Origin of the sequence: Pelomonas sp. Root1237, from assembly GCF_001425055.1 — a bacterium.
Lineage (GTDB): Bacteria > Pseudomonadota > Gammaproteobacteria > Burkholderiales > Burkholderiaceae_C > Pelomonas.
In genome coordinates this window covers 617,077-637,430 of sequence record NZ_LMDK01000012.1, presented here as the reverse complement: position 1 = coordinate 637,430, position 20,354 = coordinate 617,077, and the positions used below count along the sequence as shown (strand labels likewise).

The following is a 20,354-nucleotide window of genomic DNA, read 5'->3' as shown; positions in this document are numbered from 1 at the left end:
GCAATGCCGGGCGTTTTCCTTTGCCGCGCCACGCAGATGGGCACCTGTGAGGCGTGCTTAGACTCCCGCATGCCTCTCTACCGCGTTCTGGTCATCGGCGGCTACGGCTTCTTCGGGCGCCGTCTCGTTGAACGGCTGGCCCGCAGCCCCGGCCTGCACCTCATCGTGGCGGGTCGGTCCGCCGCACAAGGCCTGGCCCTGGTGGATGCGCTGCGCGGGGCGGCGCGCGCGCAACTGAGCTGCGCCACGCTCGATGCGGATGCACCGGCTTTCGCCGACGACCTCAAAGCGCTGGCGCCTGACATCACCGTGCACACCTCGGGCCCGTTCCAGGGCCAGCGGTATCACGTCGCTCAAGCCTGCATGGCCGCTGGCGCGCACTACATCGATCTGGCTGACGGCCGGGATTTCGTGGTCGGCATCAGCAGCCTGAACCAGGCCGCGCTGGACCGTGGCCTGAGCATCATCAGCGGCGCGAGTTCCGTGCCTGCCCTGTCCGATGCAGCAGCTCGCCATCTGGCGCAGGGACTCACCCGCGTCGACCACATCGACATCGGCATCAGCCCGGGCAACCGTACCGAACGAGGCCTGGCCACGGTGCGCGCCATCCTGAGCTACTGCGGCAAGGCCCTGCCGGCCGTGGACCACCGTCCCAGCTTTGGCTGGAGTGGGAGCCGGCGTCACCTTTATCCCGTGCCGGTCGGGAACCGGCTGCTGTCGCCTTGTGACGTGCCTGACCTCGCGCTGCTGCCCAAGCGCCATGCCGGCTGCCCGACGATCAGCTTCGGCGCCGGCCTCGAATTACCGCTCCTGCACCGAGGCATGAACGCCCTGGCGCTGCTGGCCCGGGTCGGCATCGTCAAGGACTGGTCGGCTCATGCGGTGGCCCTGAAGTGGCTCGGCGACCGGTTCAGCGGCCTGGGGTCGAACGCGGGCGCCATGCATGTCTGTGTCAGCGGGGAAACTGCTGAAGGCATCAGGCGCAGTCGCACCTGGCATTTGGTTGCTACTCACGGCGATGGCCCCTTCGTCCCGACGCTGGCCGCTGCGGCGCTGATCCGCAAACTGCAGCACGGCGACGCATCGCTCGCAGGCGCCCAGCCCTGTGTGGGCCTGCTGTCGCTGCAGGACTTCGCACGAGAATCCGAAGGCCTGCGCATCGACATGAACGAATCGCCCAGCATCGACGCCCTGAGCCTCTACGAACGCGTGCTGGGCGCCAGCTATTCACAACTGCCAATGGCGGTGCAGCGCTTCCATCGGCTCGCGGGGCACACCGTCTTGAACGGCTGGGTGCAGACACAGGCGCCGAGTTCGCTGCCGGCCCGGCTGCTGGCCTTCTGCCTTGGGACGCCACGCCGTGCCAGCAGCGGCCCGCTCAGCTTCGAGCTCGACGCCAGCGCGGAGGCCGAACGTTGGACGCGCCACTTCCCGACGCGGACCATGACATCACGAATGCGGCTGGTGGCCGGCAAGATCCAGGAGAAGCTCGGGGCTGCCCGGCTGACTTTTGGCTTGAGCGTTGCCGATGGCCGGCTGAGGATGGAGCTTGAAGGCCTGCGTTTCATGGGCCTACCGTGCCCGCGATGGCTGATGCCGCAGGTGGTGGCCGAGGAAACCGGCAAGGACGATCAGCTGCACTTCCGCGTCGCCGCCGGCCTGCCGCTGCTGGGCACCGTCGCGGCCTATGACGGCCATCTCGAACTCGGTCCGGCGCAGGCCACTTCATGATCATCGTGTTCGATGCCCAGTGCCTGCTCTGCAACGGCTGGGTGCAGTTCATCCTGCGGCATGACAGCAAGGCCCGCTTGCGCTTTGCTTCCATCCAGGGCGCCGCGGGGCGGCGTCTGCTGGCCGCAGAGGGGCTGGTGCCCGAAGGCCTGCAGACATTTCTGCTCGTCGATGGCCCTCGCGCGTGGCAGCACACGGCAGCCATATTTCGCGTGCTGCATGCGCTGGGCTGGCCCTGGCGCCTGGCCTGGATCGCATGGCTGATCCCGTCCATCGTCCGAGATCCGTTGTACCGCCTGGTCGCCAGGAACCGCTACCGGCTGTTCGGGCGCTCGGCCCTCTGCATCCGCCCGCAGCCTGAGCATGCGGCCAGATTCCTCGACTAAAAAAACGCCCGGCAGTGCCGGGCGTTTTTTCTAGAGCGGTTCGGAACCGCTTATTCGCCCAGGTAGGCGGCGCGCACCTTCGGATCGTTCAGCAACGCTTGGCCCTCGCCCTCCATCGTCACCTCGCCCGACTCCATCACATAGCCGCGGTTGGCCAGTTGCAGCGCGCGGCTGGCGTTCTGCTCGACGAGCAGGATGGTGACGCCCTGCTGGTGGATGTCGTTCACGACCTCGAAGATCTTGTCCACCATGATGGGCGACAGGCCCATGGACGGCTCGTCCAGCAGCAGCACCTTGGGGCGGGCCATCAGCGCGCGGCCCATGGCCAGCATCTGCTGCTCGCCGCCGGACATCGTGCCGGCCAGCTGCTTGGCGCGCTCCTTCAGGCGCGGGAACAGGCCGAAGACCTTGTCCATGTCCGCCTGCACCTCGCCATCCTTGCGGTTGTAGGCGCCCATCTGCAGGTTCTCGGTGATGGTCATGCGCGTGAAGGTGCCACGGCCCTCCGGCACCATGACCAGGCCCTGCTTGGCCAGGTCCCAGGCGCCTTGACCCTTGATGGGCTTGCCGAGGTATTCGACGCTGCCAGCGGCCACCGGCTGCAGGCCGGTGATGGCCTTCAGCGTCGTCGTCTTGCCGGCGCCGTTGGCGCCGATCAGCGACACCAGTTCGCCCTCGCGCACCTCGAAGCTGACGCCCTTGACGGCCTGGATGCCGCCGTAGGCGACCTTCAAGCCAGAAACCTTGAGCAGGGTTGCTGCCATACCTATCACTCCAAATCGTGCGTTGACCAAGCGGCACCCGTGGAACTGGCTTTGCCAGGCCACTGGGTGCGCCCCCTTGAGGGGGAGCGCGAAGCGCTACGGGGGTGGGTCATCCTTAGTGGTTCTTGTGGCCGGCGCCGAGGTAGGCCTCGATCACCTTTTCGTTGCGCTGCACGTCGTAGGGCGTGCCTTCGGCGATCTGCTTGCCGTAGTCCAGCACCGTCACGCGGTCGCACAGGCCCATGACCAGCTTCACGTCGTGCTCGATGAGCAGGATGGTGCGGCCGTCGTTGCGGATGCGGTCGATCAGCTCGCGCAGCACGACCTTCTCGGTCGCGTTCATGCCCGCGGCGGGTTCGTCCAGCGCGATCAGCTGCGGGTCGGTGGCCAGGGCTCGGGCGATCTCCAGACGGCGCTGGTCGCCATAGCTCAGCGTGCGGGCCTTGTAGTCCGCGTACTTGCCGATGCCGACATAGTCCAGCAGCTCCTGGGCGCGCGCCTTGATGGCGGCCTCCTCGGCCTTGAACTTGGGCGTGCGGAACACCGCGCCGATCAGGCCGGACTTGGTGCGGATGTGGCGGCCAACCATCACGTTCTCGATCGCCGTCATGTCGGCGAAGAGGCGGATGTTCTGGAAGGTGCGCGCGATGCCGGCCTTGGCGACCTGGTGCACGGCCTGCGGCGTGTAGGGCGTGCCGCCGAGCGAGAAGCTGCCGCCGTCCGGCACGTACAGGCCCGTGATGACGTTGAAGAAGGTCGTCTTGCCGGCGCCGTTGGGGCCGATGAGGCCGTACACCTGGCCGCGTTGGATCTGGATGCCGACGTCGGACAGGGCCTGCACGCCGCCGAAGCGCTTGGATGCGCCGCTGACGTTGAGAACGATGTTGTCGTGTTTGCTCATGTTGGTGTCCTCCCTCACTTCGCGGCAGGCGGGGCGACCTTGCCGTGCTCGGGCGCCGGCCACAGGCCGCGCGGACGGGCCAGCATGATGCCGATCATGGCCAGGGCCACCAGCAGCTGCCGCAGGATGGAGGCGTCGAGGCGACCGTCAGTCATCTGCTGCAGCGGGCCGGCGACGTAGCGCAGCACCTCGGGCAGGGCCGACAGCATCAGCGCGCCGAGGATGACGCCGGGGATGTGGCCGATGCCGCCGAGCACAACCATCGCGACGATCATGACCGACTCCTGCAGGCTGAAGGACTCGGGCGACACGAAGCCCTGGAAGCTCGCGAACATCGCGCCCGACACGCCGCCGAAGGTGGCGCCCATGCCGAAGGCCAGCAGCTTCAGGTTGCGGGTGTTGATGCCCATGGCCTTGGCGGCGATCTCGTCCTCGCGGATGGCCATCCAGGCGCGGCCGATGCGGGAGTTCTCCAGCCGATAGCAGACCACCACGCCCCCCACCACGAGGGCCAGGAAGAGGTAGTAGTACAGCGTCACCGACGGCAGCGTGAAGCCGAACACCTCCCAGGACTTGCCCAGGTCCACGCCGAAGACGTGGAAGGAGTCGATCTGGCCGATGCCGCGCGGGCCGTTGGTGATGTTGACCGGGTACTCCAGGTTGTTCAGGAAGACGCGGATGATTTCGCCGAAGCCCAGCGTGACGATGGCGAGATAGTCGCCGCGCAGCTTCAGCGTTGGCGCCCCCAGCATCACGCCGAAGAAGGCTGCCAGCGCCGCTCCGGCCGGGATGACCAGCCACAGCGGCGAATGCAGGCCCGTCGGGAACGCGGCCTGGATGGCCTCGAAGTTCTCGCTCAGGTGCGGGCTGGACATCAGCGCGAACATGTAGGCGCCGACCGCGTAGAAAGCGACGTAGCCCAGGTCCAGCAGGCCGGCATAGCCAACGACGATGTTCAGCCCCAGCGCCAGCAGCACGTAGAGCAGCGCCAGGTCGATGATGCGGACCGGACCATTGCCGAGCTGCTGTGCGAACAACGGCACAACGAGCAGGCCGATGGCGGCCGCGAGGAAGGTGAAGATTTTCTTGGTGTCCATGTCTTGTCTCCCTTCAGGCGCGATCGGCCACACGCTCGCCGAGCAGGCCCGAGGGGCGCAGCGTCAGCACGAGGATGAGGGCGACGAAGGCGAAGATGTCGGCGTAGTGGCTGCCCAGCACGCCACCGGTCAGGTCGCCCAGGTAGCCCGCGCCGATGGCCTCGATGAGGCCGAGCAGCACGCCGCCCACCACCGCGCCGGCCAGGTTGCCGATGCCGCCCAGCACCGCGGCCGTGAAGGCCTTCAGCCCGGGCATGAAGCCCATGGTGTGCTGCACGGTGCCGTAGTTGGCCGCCCACATCAGGCCGGCCACTGCGGCGAGCGCGGCGCCGATGACGAAGGTGGTGGAGATGATGAAGTCGGGCTTGACGCCCATCAGGCCGGCCACGCGCGGGTTCTCGGCGGTGGCGCGCATCGCGCGGCCCAGCTTGGTGTAGTTCACCAGGTACATCAGGCCGGCCAGGATGCAGACCGTCAGGCCCAGGATCAGGCATTGCGTGACGGTGATGACGGGGCCACCCAGGTCGAACGGCGTGGTGGGCAGCAGCAACGGGAAGGGCTTGGGGTTCGGCTTCCAGATGATCATCGCCAGCACCTGCAGCAGCAGCGACATGCCCATGGCGGTGATCAGCGGGGCCAGTCGCGGGGCGTTGCGCAGCGGCCGGTAGGCGATCTTCTCGACTGCGTAGTTCAGCGTCGCGCAGACGACGATGGCGGCGGCCAGGCCGATCAGCATCAGCAGCCAGCCGGGAATGCCGGAATCCGCCAGCAGCGTGACCAGCGTCCAGCTGACCATGGCGCCCACCATCAGGATCTCGCCGTGGGCGAAATTGATGAGGTTGATGATGCCGTAGACCATCGTGTAGCCCAGGGCGACGAGGGCATACATGCTCCCCAGCACCAGGCCGTTGATGATCTGTTGAATCAGAGTCTCCATGAGGGCTCCAGGAATAATTGTTGGGGCGCAGCATGCGCCAAGCGACCCGGGATAAATCGCAACCCTCGTGCCAATCAAGACGTTTCAAGGGTATTCACCGACGGTATGAAACCCTCGACCGTTTGATCCGTCCCCAGAGGGTGACCCTGGTCAGATTTCACGAGTGTCGACCAGCAAAAACTGGGCGGAAATCCGCACAAACCGCAGCGACTGCGAGCGGTTCTCCGCCAGCGTCGAAAAAACTGCTGCAGGCGCTGTCGTGCGCGCCATCGCATGGGCAAACTACACGGCCCTGCCATGGTTGTGACTGCCTCTCTTCGCCCGCGCGCGCTGCGCCTCCTCCGCCTGCTGAGCCGGCCGGGCTTCCATCTCTTCCTGACAGGCTTGCTGATGGTGCTCGGCTTCGTGCTCGCGCACCGCATCAGTGAACGCAGCGGCCGCGAGCAGTTGTCGGCACTCAGCACCGAGCGGCTGGAGCTCTACGCCTCCAACCTCGCTGCCGAGCTGGGCCGACACGCTTCCCTGCCCAGCCTGCTGGCCATCGCGCCCACGCTGCAGGCGCTGATGCAGGCGCCCGAAGATGCGAACGCCCGCCGCGCCGCCAGCCAGATGCTGGCCCGCGTCAATGTGCGCGCCGGCACTCACCAGATCTTCGTCGCCGACGCCAGGGGCCAGGTCTTGTCAGCCAGCGAGGCGTTGACGCCGCCCTCTCGACTCACCGAAGCGCTGGCGCAGGGTCGCACCCACTTCTTCGCCGCCGACCCGACGACGGGCAGCACCGACTTCTACCTGCTGCACCCGCTGCGCGGGGCCAGCCAGGTGTCATCGGCGGGAGCGGGAGAGATCCCGCTCCGGGGCGTCATCGTCGTGCGCTTCAACCTCGCGCCACTGGAAGCGACGTGGATCGACCTCGGCCTGCGCTCGCAGAACGAACGCATCCTCATCGCCGACGATCAGGACGTCGTCATCATGAGCTCCGTGCAGGCCTGGAAGTACGCCGTGCTGGGCCACGCCGACCCGTCGCGCCGCCAGGCCCTGCAGGCCAGTGCGCGCTACCCGCAGGCCATCGGCCCCAACCTGGACCTGCCGGCCTCGCTGGAGGTGCACCAGGGCCAGCAGGTCAGCCTGCCTTTGCCCGGTGCCAAGCCCATGCTGGCCCAGCAGCGCCAGATCGTGCCGCTGGGCCTGCGCCTGGTGGCTCTGTCGGACCTGACCGAGGTGCGCCAGCGCGCCCAGCTCGCGGCCTGGGGCGGTGCAGCGTTTGGCGCCAGCATCGGCCTGCTCGTGCTCTATCTGTCATCGCGCCGGCGCGCGCTGCGCCAGCTCACCAAAGCGCAAACGGAGCTGCAGCAGGCCCACGCCCTGCTCGAACAACTGGTGGACAGCCGCACCGCCGAGCTGCGCCAGACCAACGACGCGCTGAAGACCCAGATCGCCCAGCGCCTGCAGACCGAAGGCGAGTTGCTGCAGGCCAGCAAGCTTGCCGTGCTGGGTCAGATGTCGGCCGGGCTGTCGCACGAAGTCAACCAGCCGCTGACCGCCTTGCGCGCGCTGGCGCGCAACTCGATCCGCTTGCTGGAAGCCGGCCGCCAGGACGCGGTGGCGACCAATCTGCAGCTGATGGACGACATGGTCGAGCGCATGAGTCAGATCACGCGCCAGCTGAAGAGTTTTGCCCGCAAGGCCGACGAGCAGGTCACGGGCGCCGTATCGTTGCTGGACTGCGTGCGCAACGCCCTGCTGCTGCTGGAGCACCGCAGCCGCGCGCTGGATGTGCAGGCCGAGATCGAGGTGCCCGCCGGCCTGCGCGTGCGGGCAGAGGCCAACCGGCTGGAGCAGGTGCTGGTCAACCTGTTCGGCAACGCCATTGACGCGATGCAGAACGAGGCCGAGCGCCAACTCCGCGTGCAGGTCATCGCACAGGATGGCGGGCGCCGCGCCCTGATGCGCGTGCAGGACAGCGGTGCCGGTGTCGGCGAGGCAGACCTGCAGCGCCTGTTCGAGCCCTTCTTCACCACCAAGCCCGCTGGCGAAGGCCTGGGGCTGGGCCTGGTGATTTCAGCCAAGATCGTGCATGAGTTCGGCGGCACGCTGCGTGCCCAACGCCTGGAGCACGGCATGAGTTTCGAGTTCGACCTTGCCGTCGAAACCTGGGCGGCAGTACCGGAGACGAAAGATGTTTGAAGGCTACAAGGTCGTGTTCGTCGAGGACGACCTGCCGGTGCGGGTCAGCCTCACGCAGACGCTGGAACTGGAGGGTTTCACTGTGCAGCCCTGCCGCACCGCCGAGGAGGCCCTGCCCCACATCCAGCCCGGCGCGCCCATCATCGTCATCACCGATGTGCGCCTGCCCGGCATGGACGGCCGCGCGCTGCTGGCCCATGTGCAGGCCACCGACGCCAGCATTCCCACCATCCTCATCACGGCCCACGGCGACGTGACCATGGCCGTGCAGTCCATGCGCGCCGGCGCCTACGACTTCATCGAGAAGCCCTTCGCGCCCGAGCGCCTGCTGGACGTGGCCCGCCGCGCCCTGGACCTGCGCACGCTGCGCCACTCGGCCGACGAGCTGCGCACGCAGCTGCAGCGCGCCAGCGGCATCGAGGCCGCGCTGCTGGGACAGTCTCCGGCCATGCAGCAGCTGCGCCGCCAGGTGCTGAATCTGGCCGGCACCTCGGCAGATGTGCTGATCGTCGGCGAGACCGGCACCGGCAAGGAGCTGGTGGCGCGCTGCCTGCACGACCAGAGCGCGCGCCGCGACCGCCATTTCGTTGCCATCAACTGCGGCGGCCTGCCCGAGGCGCTGTTCGAGAGCGAATTGTTCGGCCACGAGCCGGGCTCGTTCACGTCAGCCGCCAAGCGCCGCATTGGCAAGATCGAGCATGCCAACGGCGGCACACTGCTGCTGGACGAGATCGAGACCATGCCGATCGCGCTGCAGATCAAGCTGCTGCGCGTGCTGCAGGAGCGACGCATCGAGCGCCTGGGCTCCAACGAGGAGCTGCCGATCAACGTGCGCTTCATCGCCGCCAGCAAGTCGGACCTGCGCGAGCAGGCCGCCAAGAACGAGTTTCGCAGCGACCTTTATTACCGACTCAACATCGCCACGTTGACGCTGCCGCCGCTGCGCGAGCGCCGCGAGGACGTCCCGCTGCTGTTCCAGCACTTTGTCGTGCAAGCCTGTGCGCGCTACGAGCGTGCCGCGCCCGAGTTGACGCCCGAGAAGCTGCGCGAGCTGATGGCCCACGACTGGCCGGGCAATGTGCGCGAGATCCGCAACGCGGCCGACCGCTTCGTGCTTGCGCTTGACGACCTTGACCCCCAGGCCGCGCTGCAGGCCGTGCCGGCGCTCAACCTGGCGCGCCAGATGGACCTGGTCGAGAAGACGCTGATCGAGCAGGCCTTGCGCCGCTGCCACGGCAAGGTGCCCGCCGCGATGGAGCTGCTGGGCACGCCGCGCAAGACGCTGTACGACAAGCTGAACCGGCACGGCATCGTGCTGGACGACTTCCGCTAGCGATACTTCTCGGGATCCGGCGAGTCGGTCGGGTTCGCAATGACGCGGCGGAAGGCTGCACTCATCGGCAGCTTCAGGTTCAGCCCCTGCGACGGCAGCGGCGACTCGAACCAGCGGCGATAGATCGCGTGGATCTCGCCGCTGCGGTAGAGGTCGGCCAGCACCTCATCCACCAACGCCTTGAACTGCGGATCATTCTTGCGCAGGCCGATGGCATAAGGCTCCACGGTCAGGGCCTGGTCGGAGATGCGGTAGTCGTCCGCGCCAGGGCCCTGCTGGGCAAGCAGCGCGCGCAGCAGCACGTCGTCCATCAGGAAGGCCGAGGCGCGGCCGCTGCGCAGCAGCTGGAAGCCTTCAGGGTCGTCCAGTCCGCCGAGGATGCGGATGCCCAAGCCCTGCTGGTCGTTGGCCTTGGCCAGATGCTGGATGCTGGTCGTGCCGATGGTGGACGCTACGGCCAAGCCGCGCAGGTCGGTCAGGCCCTGCACGCGCTCGGCGGCACGCGTCATCAGCCGAGTCTCGGCGATGAAGATGGTCAGCGAGAAGGCCTGCTGGCGCGCCCGCTCGGCGGTGTGCGTCGTGATGCCGCATTCCAGGTCCAGCGTGCCGTTGATGACCAGCGGCATGCGGGTGGCCGAAGCGACTTCGACGCGACGTACTTCGAGGTCGGGCAACTGCAGCTTGGTCCGCACCGCAGCGACGATGCGGTCGCAGAGCTCGACCGTGTAGCCGGTGGGGCGCAACTGGGCGTCGAGATAGGAGAAAGGCAGGGATGCCGGCCGGTAGCCGATGACGATGACGCCGGTGTCGCGCACCCGCGTGAGCGTCGGGCCGTCGGCCGCGTGTGCAGCCAAGGCGCACAGCGCGAGCAGGGCCGCGCTAAGTCGCTTCATCATCCAGGCGGCGCAGCTCGGCCAGCTTGTCGGCAATGCGCAGTTCCAGCCCGCGCGGCACGGGTTCGTACCAGCGCTGGCCTTCCAGCCCGTCTGGCAGGTATTGCTCGCCGGCCGCATAGCCATTGGGCTCGTCGTGGGCATAGCGATAGGCCTTGCCATAGCCCAGATCCTTCATCAGCCGCGTCGGCGCATTGCGCAGATGCTCGGGCACCGGCCGCGTCTGGTCCTGCTTGATGAAGGCCTTCACCGCGTTGAAGGCCTTGTAGACGGCATTGGATTTGGGCGCGATGGCGAGGTAGACGACCGCCTCGGCCAAGGCCAGCTCGCCCTCGGGCGTGCCCAGGCGCTCGTAGGTGTCGGCCGCGTCCAGCGTGATGCGCAGCGCGCGCGGATCGGCCAGGCCGATGTCCTCGCTGGCCATGCGGATCAGCCTGCGCGCGATGTAGCGGGCGTCGACGCCGCCATCCACCATGCGCACGAACCAGTACAGCGCCGCATCGGGATTGCTGCCACGAACCGACTTGTGCAGGGCGCTGATGACGTCGTAGAACTGGTCGCCACCCTTGTCGTAGCGGCGCAGCTGTTCGCCGAGGGTCCGCTCCAGCAGTGCTTCGTCGATGCGGGCGCCATTGGCGAGCGACGCGGCGGACTCCAGGGCGTTCAGCAGCCGGCGCGCATCGCCGTCAGCGTAGCCAATCAGTCGGTCGGCGGCTTCCTTCGTCGGCGCCTCGACATCGAGCTCCCTGGCGCCACGTTCGATCAGCTCCTGCAGCTCGCTCGCGTCCAGGCTCTTCAGCACCTGCACCTGGGCGCGCGACAGCAGCGCCGAGTTGACTTCGAAGCTGGGGTTCTCGGTCGTCGCGCCGATGAAGGTGAACAGGCCGGACTCGACATGCGGCAGGAAGGCGTCCTGCTGGGCCTTGTTGAAGCGGTGCACCTCGTCAACGAAGACCACCGTACGCCGGCCCTGCTGGGCTGCAATCTGGGCACGGTCCACCGCTTCGCGGATGTCCTTCACGCCACCCAGCACGGCCGAGATGGCGATGAACTGCGCGTCGAAGGCACCGGCCACCAGGCGCGCCAGCGTCGTCTTGCCGACACCGGGCGGGCCCCACAGGATCATGCTCTGCAGCCGCCCCGCCTCGAAGGCCGCACGCAGCGGCATGCCTGGGCCGAGCAGATGGCGCTGGCCGATGACCTCGTCCAGCGTCTTCGGGCGCAGCCGTTCGGCCAGCGGCGGCGCGGGCGGGTCGGCGTCGAAGAGCGAACCGATGCTCACTGCTCGATCAGATCGGCCCCGGCCGGCAGCTTGAACTGGAAGCGCTCGGCCGCGACCGGCACATTGGCCTGCACGGCGCTGAAGTCCAGCCGCGAGCGCTGGCCGAAGCTGTCGACGATCTCCATCGCCGCCAGCTCCTTGCCCTTGAAGCCGAGCTTGAGCGATTGGATGGTGGATTCGGCCTGCTTGGGCGCCGCCTGCACCCAATCCAGGCCGCCGTCGCTCGCTTGAGACTTCAGCGTGAAGTCGCGTTCAAGATTGCTGCCGGCGAGCAGCGCCGCCGGCGTGGCGCCCAACGCGTCCGCCAACTTGCGCGAGCTGGCCTGGTTGAGGTCGGCGTCATAGATCCAGACCTTGTGGCCATCGGCGACGATGACTTGCTCGAAGGGCTTGGCATAGGCAAAGCGAAAGCGGTTGGGCCGCTCGAACTCGAAGCTGCCTGAAGAGACCTTCTTGCGCTTGCCGTCGGGCGACGTCACCGTTTGCGTGAAATTGGCCTTGCCGCTCTTCACGTCGCGGCCGAAGTCGCGCAGCGCATCGACCGCATCGGCGTGGGCGATGCCAGCAATGAGCAGCGTCAGGGAGAGCAGGAGTTTCTTCATTCGTCTCGTTTAGGAATGATCAGTTCACGGCTGCCGTTGGATGCCAGCGCGCCAACGAGGCCGGAGTTTTCCATCTGCTCCAGCAGCCGCGCGGCGCGGTTGTAGCCTATGCGCAGATGGCGTTGCACCAGCGAGATGGAAGCCTTGCGATGTTGTAGGACGATAGCCACGGCCTGGTCGTACATGGGGTCTTGCTCACCGCCGGCCTCGCCCGGCGCCGGCGCCTCGCCGTCGATGCCGTCGAGCACGCCACCTTCGAGAATGCCTTCGATGTAATTGGGTTCACCCTGGGACTTGATGTACTCCACAACGCGGTGCACCTCGTCGTCGCTGACAAAGGCGCCATGCACGCGGATGGGCAGGCCGGTGCCCGAGGGCATGTAGAGCATGTCGCCCATGCCAAGCAGCGCCTCGGCGCCCATCTGGTCGAGGATGGTGCGGCTGTCGATCTTGGAGCTGACCTGGAAGGACAGGCGGGTCGGGATGTTGGCCTTGATGAGACCGGTGATGACGTCCACCGACGGCCGCTGCGTGGCCAGGATCAGGTGGATGCCGGCCGCGCGCGCCTTCTGCGCCAGGCGAGCGATCAGTTCCTCGATCTTCTTGCCGACGACCATCATCAGGTCGGCCAGTTCGTCGATGACGACGACGATGAACGGCAGGCGCTCCAGCGGTTCGGGTTCTTCGTTGTTCAGCGCGAACGGATTCGGAATGCTGATGCCGTTGGCCTTGGCCTCGTCGATCTTCTTGTTGTAGCCGGCGAGGTTGCGCACGCCCATCTTGGACATGAGCTTGTAGCGCCGCTCCATCTCGCCAACGCACCAGTTCAGCGCATTGCTGGCCTGCTTCATGTCCGTCACGACCGGTGCCAGCAGATGCGGGATGCCTTCGTAGACGCTCATCTCCAGCATCTTGGGGTCGATGAGGATGAGGCGCACATCACGGGCCTCGGCCTTGTAGAGCAGGCTGAGGATCATCGCGTTGATGCCCACTGACTTGCCCGAACCGGTCGTGCCGGCCACGAGGCAATGCGGCATCTTGGCAAGGTCGGCGACGATGGGCAGGCCGACGATGTCCTTGCCCAGGCCCATGGTCAGCTGGGACGACGCGTCCGCGTAGACCTGCGAGCCGAGGATTTCGGACAGGCGGATGGTCTGGCGGCGCGCGTTGGGCAGCTCCAGCGCCATGTAGTTCTTGCCCGGGATGGTCTCGACGACGCGGATGGACACGAGGCTCAAGGAGCGCGCCAGGTCCTTGGCGAGGCCGACGATCTGCGAGCCCTTCACACCGGTGGCCGGTTCGATCTCATAGCGCGTGATGACCGGGCCGGGGGATGCGGCGACCACATGCACCTCGACGCCGAAGTCGCGCAGCTTCTTCTCGATGAGGCGGCTGGTCATTTCCAGCGATTCAGGCGTGACCGTCTCCTGGCGGCCGGGTGCGGCGTCCAGCAAGTCAACTTGCGGGAGCTTGGCGTCGCCGGCGTCGACGAACAACGTCTGCTGGCGCTCCTTGGCCACCCGCGTGGACTGGGGCACCTCGACGACCGGCGCCTCGATGACCAGCGGCGCATGGTCGGCTTCGACCTGGCGCTCGATCTGGCGCTCGACCTCGACCTCCTGCTCGCGCTCCTTCACCGCCTGCTCACCGGCCTTCTGATCGGCCTTCATCTCGCGCTGCTCGATGCGCTTCTCGCGCAACTGCTCGATACGCTCACCGATGCGCTCCGCCAGATGCCCCCAGGAGAAGCGGAATGCCCAGGCCATGCCGGTCAGCAGCAGCACGATCCAGACAACGCCGGAGCCGGCAAAGCCCAGGCCCCTCATACCCAGGGGCCCGAGCGCATAGCCGACCAGGCCGCCGGCATGGCCGGGCAGGCGCGCCTCGAGGGCATAGAGGCGGCTCCACTCCAGCGCGCAACTCGCGCCGATGAGCAGCACGATGCCAGCCCAGAACCGCGCGCGCTGGCTCCAGCGCAGCACGGGGTCCACGTCATGGCGCAACAGCCCGGCCAGGCTGCGCAGCCAGCCGCGCAGGGCCAGCAGCGGCAACCACCAGGCGGAAAAGCCGAACAGGAACAGCAGGCCGTCCGATAACCAGGCGCCAAAGCTGCCAACGCGGTTGCCGACGAGGTCTCGCTGGCCGCTGGTGCTGAAGGCAGCGTCGCGCAGGTCGTGCGTCGCCATCGCCAGCACGAGCAGCGCGAGCAGCAGGGCCGTCAGCGCCAGCCACAGGGGCGTGCGCAGCAGCCGCGAGGCGGCTGACGGCGGGGCCACTTCGCGCTTGGGCGTCTGGCGGCGGGTGGGTTTGGCGGGAGCGGCGGGTTCGCCGGCGGCATCGTCACCGCCCAGCAGGGAACCGAGGGGAAAACTCATCCCCGCATTGTCGCTGTCAATCGTGGGTCAGCCGTTCCTTGATGACCACCGAACCGTTCTCAAGCGTTTCAATGACGCCGCGCTCTTCCAGATCCTTCATGACCCGGCTGACCATCTCGCGCGAGGCACCCACGACCTTGGCCATGTCCTGGCGCGAAACCTTGCCGCGGATCAGCTTGATGCCCTTCTCGTCCTCGGACATGTCCAGCAGCGTGCGCGCCACGCGGCCATAGACGTCAAGCAGCGCGAGCGACTCGATCTGCCGGTCGGCATTGCGCAAGCGCGCCACCAGCCCGCGCAGGATGCCGTAGGAGAGGCTGCTGCTCTCGGGCAGGCAGCGCGCGAACTCCAGGCGGCCGAGCACCAGCATGTCGGTCTGCACCTCGGCGCGCACCGTGGCCGAGTGGGGCTCGTTGTCGATGAGGCTCATCTCGCCCACGTAGTCGCCCGACTGCAGCACGGCCAGAATGACCTCGCGGCCGCGGTGGTCGGCCGTCAGCACGCGGGCACGGCCGTTGAGCAGGATGAAGAGGGCGTTGGACTTGGTGCCCTGCTCGACGATCAGTTCGCCGCGCTTGAAGCGGCGCTTGACGACGCTGTCGGCGATGGATTGGGCCTGATCGGTGGTCAGCATCGAGAACAGCGGAACACGGCGGATCAGGTCGAGGTTGGAAATCATCGCCATATGCAGTCTCCAGGTTTGGGCCCCAGGCAAGCGGCAAGAAATGCGCCTGCCTAAAATGGCGTGCATTGTGCACACGCGGCGGGCTTCTCCGCATCGGGTAAGGCCGGGGTTTTCACCCCTAAGACTACCTTGCGAGCCGTTAACCCGCCCTCACCTTCCCTGCCATGACCGCTACGACCCAACACCACGGCCTGCTTATCCTCGGTTCCGGCCCCGCCGGCTACACCGCCGCCATCTACGCTGCACGCGCTAATCTCAAGCCTACGCTGATCACGGGCATGGCCCAAGGGGGTCAACTCATGACCACGACGGAGGTCGACAACTGGCCGGCCGACGTGATGGGCGTGCAGGGCCCCGAGCTGATGCAGCGCTTCCAGCAGCATGCCGAGCGCTTCCAGACCCAGATCGTCTTTGACCACATCAATGCGGTCGACTTCTCCAAGCGCCCCTTCACGCTGACTGGCGACAGCGGCACCTACACCTGCGACGCGCTGATCATCGCGACCGGCGCCTCTGCAAAATACCTCGGCTTGGACTCCGAACAGGCCTTCATGGGCCGCGGGGTCAGTGGTTGCGCGACCTGCGACGGCTTTTTCTACCGCGGCCAGGAAGTCTGCGTCGTCGGCGGCGGCAACACGGCCGTCGAAGAGGCGCTGTATCTGTCGAACATCGCCAGCACGGTGCACCTGATCCATCGCCGCGACAAGTTCCGCGCCGAACCCATCCTCATCGACAAGCTCAAGGAGAAGGCCGACGCCGGCAAGATCGTGCTGCATTTCTTCCAGCAGCTCGACGAGGTGCTGGGCGATGCCTCGGGCGTGACCGGTGTGCGCATCCGCAGCACGCTGGACGACAGCAAATCGGAAATCAAGCTGCACGGCTGCTTCATCGCCATCGGCCACCAGCCCAACACCGACATCTTCAAGGGCCAGCTGGAGATGAAAGACGGCTACATCATCACCAAGAGCGGCCTGAACGGCTTTGCGACGATGACCAGCGTGCCGGGCGTCTTCGCGGCCGGCGACGTGCAGGACCACATCTACCGCCAGGCCATCACCAGCGCCGGCACGGGTTGCATGGCGGCCTTGGACGCCCAGCGCTTCCTGGACCAGGAAAACGGTTGACCCCTCGTCCGGTCTCGCCCCACTGAACGCGGGCGGGTCCAGCCGGTCCCCCGAGGGGACTGCGATGCTCTCGGCATCGAGCCGCGAGCACATCGCCCGACGGGCCGGCTCGGGAGCGGCCCAGCGCTCGGCCCGGAAGGCGTAGCACGGCCTTCCTGGTCCGCGGGTTTTCCGCTACACTCGCCGGCTTGCCTGCTGGATGGACCGCATCCAAAGCGTTGATTCGAAAGAATTTCGCCTGAGGATTAGCAGGCATATGCGGTCAAAGGGCCGCTCGAAAAGTTCGGGCGGCTGGTCAAAGAAGTCAAACCGGAGAAGCGTCATGGCACGCGTCTGTCAAGTCACGGGCAAGAAGCCCATGGTCGGGAACAACGTTTCCCACGCCAACAACAAAACCAAGCGTCGGTTCCTGCCGAACCTGCAATACCGCCGTTTCTGGGTGGAATCGGAAAATCGCTGGATTCGCCTGCGCATCACGAATGCCGCTCTGCGTTTGATCGACAAGGTCGGCATTGACCAAGTCGTCGCCGATCTGCGCGCCAAGGGCGCGCTCTGATCGTCGCTCACTGACCTACTGAAGGAATACGACCATGGCATCCAAAGGCGGCCGCGAAAAGATCAAGCTGGAGTCCACTGCGGGCACCGGCCACTTTTACACGACGAACAAGAACAAGAAGACCACGCCCGAAAAGCTCGAATTCATGAAATTCGACCCCAAGGCGCGCAAGCACGTCCTGTACAAGGAAATCAAGCTGAAGTGATGAATGGCGGCGCGAGCCGCCAACGCACGCAAGCAAGCAAAACAAAACCCGCCAAGCGGCAACGCTGGCGGGTTTTTTGCGTCCTCTGACCGGGCAGCTTCAGCGCGCCGCGGTCACTGTGGCGCCAAACTCCTGCTTGAACCAGCGATCAAGCATGCGCTTCTCATAGCGCAGCGTGTCCCCACTTGAATAGCCATTGAAGCCGTCCTGGTAGTTCATGTCACGCAGCTTGACCTCGCCCTGCCGGACGACCTTTTCGCCCTCTCGTACTTCGTAGTTGAAGGCGATGGACGGCAGTGTGACGGTGCGCATGACGCGCAGCCATTGCATGCGGCGGCCGAACGGCTCGACCTCGCCGGCCAGATCCACGTCGGTCACGTTGATCCGCACATCCCGGCCCGGAAGGCGCTTGCCGACCTGCTCGACAAGATAGGCTTCGATGTCCTTCAGCACCTCGGGCTGGCGGAAGCCGTTGTTGTCCTTGATGTCCGAGAACTTCTCGGAACCGATGAAATTCACCTGCACATCGGCGCGCGCGGTGGCGGCCAGGGCGAACAGGGCAACGGCAATCCAGCGGTATTTCATGGCAAGCCTCCTAAGCAAATCAGCGACTGCATACGTCAAGTCTAGGCCAGCCCAAGAAAAAGGGCGCCCGACGGGGCGCCCTTTACTTCAGGAAACCAAAGCTCAGGTGTGAGCAGCGCGCAAGCGCATCGAGAAGGCCTGCAGTTCGGCAATACCACTCTCCTCGGCGCGGCGGCACCAGGCCTGCAAGTCGGCGACCAGTTGCTCGGCCGACACATTCGTGCGCGTCCACATCTGGCGCAGTTCCTCCCGCATGGTCACCAGCTTGTCGATGACCGGGCTAGCAGCGCGGGCATTCGCGAGGTCGCCGTGCACGGCGACCGGGATGCGCTCCTGGTCGCGGTGCAGCCAGCGTTGGGCCTGCTTGAACTCCTCAAACCGCGCGCTGTGCTTGCCGCCCTCGGCCTTGATCTTGGCCAATTCGGCGGCGCAGGCCGCTTTCATGTCACGGGCATAGCTGGCCATGACTTCGTAGCGATTGGCGATCAGTGCCTCGAGCGTGCGCGCGTCGGCCGGCTTGATTTCACCCAGGCTCAACTTGGGTGCCGTCTTGCGGACCTTGGCCATGCCCAGCATTTCCAGGCCACGGATATACATCCAGCCAATGTCGAACTCGTAGGGCTTGACCGAGAACTTGGCGGACGTCGGGTAGGTGTGGTGATTGTTGTGCAGTTCTTCGCCGCCAACGATCAGCGTCCAAGGCGTCAGATTGGTCGACGCGTCGGGTGCTTCGAAATTGCGATAACCCCAGTAGTGGCCGATGCCATTGATGACGCCGGCAGCCCATATTGGAATCCAGATCATCTGGATGGCCCAAATGGTGGCGCCAATGGCACCGAACAGCGCCATGTTGACGATCAGCAGCAGCGCGACGCCCTGCCAGCTGTACTTGGTGTACAGGTTGCGCTCGATCCAGTCCTCGGGCGTGCCGCGGCTGTACTTGGCAATCGTCTCGGCATTCTTGGCCTCGGTGCGGTACAGCTCAGCGCCTTCGGCCAGCACCTTCTTCAGGCCGCGGGTCTGCGGGCTGTGCGGGTCTTCCTCGGTTTCGCACTTGGCGTGGTGCTTGCGGTGGATGGCAACCCATTCGCGGGTGACCATGCCCGTCGTCAGCCAGAGCCAGAAGCGGAAGAAATGCGAGGGGATGGGACCGAGATCCAGCGAGCGGTGAGCCTGTGCGCGATGCAGGAAGATCGTGACCGAAGCGATCGTGATATGGGTCACAACCAGCGTAAAGATCACTAATTGCCAAGCACTGAAACCCAACAGGCCATCGGCCAGCCAGTTCATCAGCGCGTTCAGGATGTCGTTCATGCGTCCAAGACCTCGGCCACAGCGGCCATGCAAAGGAATGTCAATTGTAGAGGAGAGCCCCCAAATTCAAGGGGTTTGCTGCACCGTATTCAGGCGGTGACGTGCGAATCGACGCGTTCTTTGACCTGCGTCAGGCCGACCTTTCCCATGCGACAGCAAAAAACCCGTCTGTGGCGTGTCGGTGAGGCCACAACCGGAGTGCGCCGTTTTCCACGACTTCATCGGAGCGTTCAACCTGGGCCTTGGCAAGCGCCTCTCCCGCGGCGAGCGGCTTGAAGTCGGGATGGGCGGCGGCAAACTCGGCCGCGATGACCTCGTTCTCGGCATCCAGCAGGCTGCAGGTCGCATAAACCAGCCGGCCTCCCGGCTTCACCAGACGGGCGGCGCTGGCCAGGATGGCGCGCTGCTTGGCCTGCAGTTCAGCCACCCCCTGGGGCGACTGGCGCCATTTCAGGTCGGGGTTGCGGCGCAGCGTGCCCAGGCCGGAACAGGGCGCGTCGACCAGCACGCGGTCGATCTTGCCGGCCAGGCGCTTGATGCGGTCGTCGCGCTCATGGGCAATCTGGGCCGGATAGACGTTGGACAGGCCGCTGCGCGCCAGGCGCGGCTTCATCGCCGTCAACCGGTGGCCGGAGGTGTCGAAGGCATAGAGCCGACCTGTGTTGCGCATGGCTGCGCCCAGGGCCAGGGTCTTGCCGCCGGCGCCGGCGCAGAAGTCCACCACCATCTCGCCACGCTTGGGCGCCAGCAGCAGGGCCAGCAACTGGCTGCCTTCGTCCTGTACCTCGATGCCACCGCTGGTGAACAGCTCCAGCTTTTGCAGCGCCGGCTTGCCATCGATGCGCAGGCCCAGCGGTGAATACGGCGTGGGCACGGCGTCAATGCCGGCGGCCTTGAGTTGCTCCTGGGCCTCCTCGCGCTTGAACTTGAGAGCGTTGACCCGCAGGTCCAGCGGCGCAGCCTCGTTCAGTGAGGTGGCGAGCTTCCAGAACTCTTCCTCGCCCAGCCGGGCCAGCAGCGGCTCGGCCAGCCATTCGGGCATGTTGTGGCGCATCTTGGACGCCAGGCTCATCGGGTCGATGGCCTGGACCTGCTCCAGCCAATGCTGCTCCTGCGGGCTGAGGGCCCCACGCAGGAAAGCGGCATTGCCGCGCCAGGCCAACATGGCCAGGCGGCGGTGCATGGAGCCGCTGCCGCTCTGGGCCAGGTTCTGGAACTTGATTCGCTCGCGCAACAGCGCGTAGACCGTCTCGGCGAGGCAGGCGCGCTCGCGCTGGCCGAGGTTCTTGTGTTGACGAAAGAAGGCGGAGACGGTGGAGTCGGCCGGCGCTTCGAGCTGGTTGACGACCGCGATCAGCTCGGCGCTCAACTCCAGGAGGGCATTAGGATGCATCGCCCCA

General features: G+C 66.3%; 19 protein-coding genes and 1 pseudogene. 8 read left to right on the top strand and 12 right to left on the bottom strand.

The annotated features are described in order from the left end of the window. Positions 1-69 precede the first annotated feature (69 nt). The 3 genes and pseudogenes from ASC91_RS10775 to ASC91_RS10770 form a co-directional block, all read left to right on the top strand. A pseudogene (locus tag ASC91_RS10775) lies at positions 70-1,182 on the top strand (saccharopine dehydrogenase NADP-binding domain-containing protein); the annotation flags it as partial. Beyond that, positions 1,165-1,731, top strand: coding sequence for a DUF4166 domain-containing protein (locus ASC91_RS30240; protein WP_235531975.1), 567 nt, complete (start codon positions 1,165-1,167; stop codon positions 1,729-1,731). The pseudogene ASC91_RS10775 and the gene ASC91_RS30240, both read left to right, overlap by 18 nt. Beyond that, positions 1,728-2,117: a thiol-disulfide oxidoreductase DCC family protein gene (locus tag ASC91_RS10770; protein ID WP_056196267.1), complete on the top strand. Its 390-nt coding sequence runs from the start codon at positions 1,728-1,730 to the stop codon at positions 2,115-2,117. Before ASC91_RS30240 ends, ASC91_RS10770 begins: the two co-directional genes overlap by 4 nt. Positions 2,118-2,167: 50 nt before the next feature. Here ASC91_RS10770 and ASC91_RS10765 read toward each other — a convergent pair whose 3' ends face one another. The 4 genes from ASC91_RS10765 to ASC91_RS10750 form a co-directional block, all read right to left on the bottom strand. Next, positions 2,168-2,881, bottom strand: coding sequence for an ABC transporter ATP-binding protein (locus ASC91_RS10765; RefSeq protein WP_056196264.1), 714 nt, complete (start codon positions 2,879-2,881; stop codon positions 2,168-2,170). Between the two features lie 115 nt (positions 2,882-2,996). Further along, the gene (locus ASC91_RS10760; RefSeq protein ID WP_056196261.1) at positions 2,997-3,782 is read right to left on the bottom strand and encodes an ABC transporter ATP-binding protein; all 786 of its coding nucleotides are present in this window, start codon (positions 3,780-3,782) and stop codon (positions 2,997-2,999) included. Between the two features lie 14 nt (positions 3,783-3,796). Then, positions 3,797-4,879 (bottom strand): branched-chain amino acid ABC transporter permease, encoded by a 1,083-nt coding sequence (locus tag ASC91_RS10755; RefSeq protein WP_056196259.1) that lies wholly within the window; start codon positions 4,877-4,879, stop codon positions 3,797-3,799. 13 nt (positions 4,880-4,892) lie between these two features. Continuing rightward, positions 4,893-5,816, bottom strand: coding sequence for a branched-chain amino acid ABC transporter permease (locus ASC91_RS10750; protein WP_056196256.1), 924 nt, complete (start codon positions 5,814-5,816; stop codon positions 4,893-4,895). Positions 5,817-6,113: 297 nt separating this feature from the next. On the opposite strand from ASC91_RS10750, the gene ASC91_RS10745 reads away from it, so the two are divergent. Both ASC91_RS10745 and ASC91_RS10740 read left to right on the top strand, forming a co-directional pair. Beyond that, positions 6,114-8,000, top strand: coding sequence for an ATP-binding protein (locus ASC91_RS10745; RefSeq protein WP_056196255.1), 1,887 nt, complete (start codon positions 6,114-6,116; stop codon positions 7,998-8,000). After that, positions 7,993-9,333 carry a sigma-54 dependent transcriptional regulator gene (locus ASC91_RS10740; protein ID WP_056196252.1) on the top strand — a complete coding sequence of 447 codons (1,341 nt, stop codon included), beginning with the start codon at positions 7,993-7,995 and terminating at the stop codon, positions 9,331-9,333. The genes ASC91_RS10745 and ASC91_RS10740 overlap by 8 nt, the downstream gene beginning before the upstream one ends. Here ASC91_RS10740 and ASC91_RS10735 read toward each other — a convergent pair. Genes ASC91_RS10735 through ASC91_RS10715 form a run of 5 tightly spaced genes read right to left on the bottom strand, consistent with a single transcriptional unit; the run spans position 9,330 to position 15,170 of the window. After that, positions 9,330-10,229 (bottom strand): amino acid ABC transporter substrate-binding protein, encoded by a 900-nt coding sequence (locus ASC91_RS10735; RefSeq protein WP_200955260.1) that lies wholly within the window; start codon positions 10,227-10,229, stop codon positions 9,330-9,332. The two genes, ASC91_RS10740 and ASC91_RS10735, sit on opposite strands and share 4 nt — an antisense overlap. Next, positions 10,213-11,502: a replication-associated recombination protein A gene (locus ASC91_RS10730; RefSeq protein WP_056197216.1), complete on the bottom strand. Its 1,290-nt coding sequence runs from the start codon at positions 11,500-11,502 to the stop codon at positions 10,213-10,215. The genes ASC91_RS10735 and ASC91_RS10730 overlap by 17 nt, the downstream gene beginning before the upstream one ends. A 2-nt stretch (positions 11,503-11,504) precedes the next feature. Then, a complete protein-coding gene (gene lolA / locus ASC91_RS10725) occupies positions 11,505-12,110 on the bottom strand; it encodes an outer membrane lipoprotein chaperone LolA (RefSeq protein WP_056196247.1) in 606 nt (201 codons plus the stop codon). Then, positions 12,107-14,485, bottom strand: coding sequence for a DNA translocase FtsK (locus ASC91_RS10720; protein ID WP_082532592.1), 2,379 nt, complete (start codon positions 14,483-14,485; stop codon positions 12,107-12,109). Before ASC91_RS10720 ends, lolA begins: the two co-directional genes overlap by 4 nt. A gap of 16 nt (positions 14,486-14,501) precedes the next feature. Next, positions 14,502-15,170: a Crp/Fnr family transcriptional regulator gene (locus ASC91_RS10715; RefSeq protein ID WP_056196243.1), complete on the bottom strand. Its 669-nt coding sequence runs from the start codon at positions 15,168-15,170 to the stop codon at positions 14,502-14,504. A gap of 164 nt (positions 15,171-15,334) precedes the next feature. Between ASC91_RS10715 and trxB the strand changes: the two genes are divergently transcribed. The 3 genes from trxB (at position 15,335) to rpmG (ending at position 17,055) form a co-directional block, all read left to right on the top strand. Next, entirely contained in the window at positions 15,335-16,294 is a 960-nt protein-coding gene (gene trxB / locus ASC91_RS10710) for a thioredoxin-disulfide reductase (RefSeq protein ID WP_056196236.1), read from the top strand. A 322-nt stretch (positions 16,295-16,616) separates the two neighbouring features. Beyond that, positions 16,617-16,850 (top strand): 50S ribosomal protein L28, encoded by a 234-nt coding sequence (gene rpmB / locus ASC91_RS10705; protein WP_056196235.1) that lies wholly within the window; start codon positions 16,617-16,619, stop codon positions 16,848-16,850. A 34-nt stretch (positions 16,851-16,884) separates the two neighbouring features. Beyond that, a complete protein-coding gene (gene rpmG, locus ASC91_RS10700) occupies positions 16,885-17,055 on the top strand; it encodes a 50S ribosomal protein L33 (protein WP_025564431.1) in 171 nt (56 codons plus the stop codon). 99 nt (positions 17,056-17,154) lie between these two features. On the opposite strand, the gene ASC91_RS10695 is transcribed toward rpmG, so the two are convergent. From ASC91_RS10695 to ASC91_RS10685, 3 genes are all read right to left on the bottom strand, one after another. Beyond that, positions 17,155-17,640 (bottom strand): DUF3016 domain-containing protein, encoded by a 486-nt coding sequence (locus ASC91_RS10695; RefSeq protein ID WP_056196232.1) that lies wholly within the window; start codon positions 17,638-17,640, stop codon positions 17,155-17,157. Positions 17,641-17,742: 102 nt separating this feature from the next. Continuing rightward, positions 17,743-18,954: an acyl-CoA desaturase gene (locus ASC91_RS10690; RefSeq protein WP_056196229.1), complete on the bottom strand. Its 1,212-nt coding sequence runs from the start codon at positions 18,952-18,954 to the stop codon at positions 17,743-17,745. Positions 18,955-19,084: 130 nt separating this feature from the next. Further along, on the bottom strand, positions 19,085-20,347 hold the full coding sequence (locus ASC91_RS10685; protein WP_056196227.1) for an RsmB/NOP family class I SAM-dependent RNA methyltransferase: 1,263 nt from the start codon (positions 20,345-20,347) through the stop codon (positions 19,085-19,087). Positions 20,348-20,354: the final 7 nt, after the last annotated feature.

Excerpts from the sequence above, each read along its gene's own strand:
- ASC91_RS10685 (WP_056196227.1), bottom strand. The coding sequence starts at position 20,347 with ATGCATCCTAATGCCCTCCTGGAGTTGAGCGCCGAGCTGATCGCGGTC.
- ASC91_RS10735 (WP_200955260.1), bottom strand. The coding sequence starts at position 10,229 with ATGATGAAGCGACTTAGCGCGGCCCTGCTCGCGCTGTGCGCCTTGGCT.
- ASC91_RS10765 (WP_056196264.1), bottom strand. The coding sequence starts at position 2,881 with ATGGCAGCAACCCTGCTCAAGGTTTCTGGCTTGAAGGTCGCCTACGGC.
- ASC91_RS10720 (WP_082532592.1), bottom strand. The coding sequence starts at position 14,485 with ATGAGTTTTCCCCTCGGTTCCCTGCTGGGCGGTGACGATGCCGCCGGC.
- ASC91_RS10745 (WP_056196255.1), top strand. The coding sequence starts at position 6,114 with ATGGTTGTGACTGCCTCTCTTCGCCCGCGCGCGCTGCGCCTCCTCCGC.
- ASC91_RS10740 (WP_056196252.1), top strand. The coding sequence starts at position 7,993 with ATGTTTGAAGGCTACAAGGTCGTGTTCGTCGAGGACGACCTGCCGGTG.
- lolA (WP_056196247.1), bottom strand. The coding sequence starts at position 12,110 with ATGAAGAAACTCCTGCTCTCCCTGACGCTGCTCATTGCTGGCATCGCC.
- ASC91_RS10690 (WP_056196229.1), bottom strand. The coding sequence starts at position 18,954 with ATGAACGACATCCTGAACGCGCTGATGAACTGGCTGGCCGATGGCCTG.
- rpmG (WP_025564431.1), top strand. The coding sequence starts at position 16,885 with ATGGCATCCAAAGGCGGCCGCGAAAAGATCAAGCTGGAGTCCACTGCG.
- ASC91_RS10750 (WP_056196256.1), bottom strand. The coding sequence starts at position 5,816 with ATGGAGACTCTGATTCAACAGATCATCAACGGCCTGGTGCTGGGGAGC.
- trxB (WP_056196236.1), top strand. The coding sequence starts at position 15,335 with ATGACCGCTACGACCCAACACCACGGCCTGCTTATCCTCGGTTCCGGC.
- ASC91_RS10760 (WP_056196261.1), bottom strand. The coding sequence starts at position 3,782 with ATGAGCAAACACGACAACATCGTTCTCAACGTCAGCGGCGCATCCAAG.
- ASC91_RS10755 (WP_056196259.1), bottom strand. The coding sequence starts at position 4,879 with ATGGACACCAAGAAAATCTTCACCTTCCTCGCGGCCGCCATCGGCCTG.
- ASC91_RS30240 (WP_235531975.1), top strand. The coding sequence starts at position 1,165 with ATGAACGAATCGCCCAGCATCGACGCCCTGAGCCTCTACGAACGCGTG.
- ASC91_RS10715 (WP_056196243.1), bottom strand. The coding sequence starts at position 15,170 with ATGGCGATGATTTCCAACCTCGACCTGATCCGCCGTGTTCCGCTGTTC.
- ASC91_RS10770 (WP_056196267.1), top strand. The coding sequence starts at position 1,728 with ATGATCATCGTGTTCGATGCCCAGTGCCTGCTCTGCAACGGCTGGGTG.
- ASC91_RS10695 (WP_056196232.1), bottom strand. The coding sequence starts at position 17,640 with ATGAAATACCGCTGGATTGCCGTTGCCCTGTTCGCCCTGGCCGCCACC.
- rpmB (WP_056196235.1), top strand. The coding sequence starts at position 16,617 with ATGGCACGCGTCTGTCAAGTCACGGGCAAGAAGCCCATGGTCGGGAAC.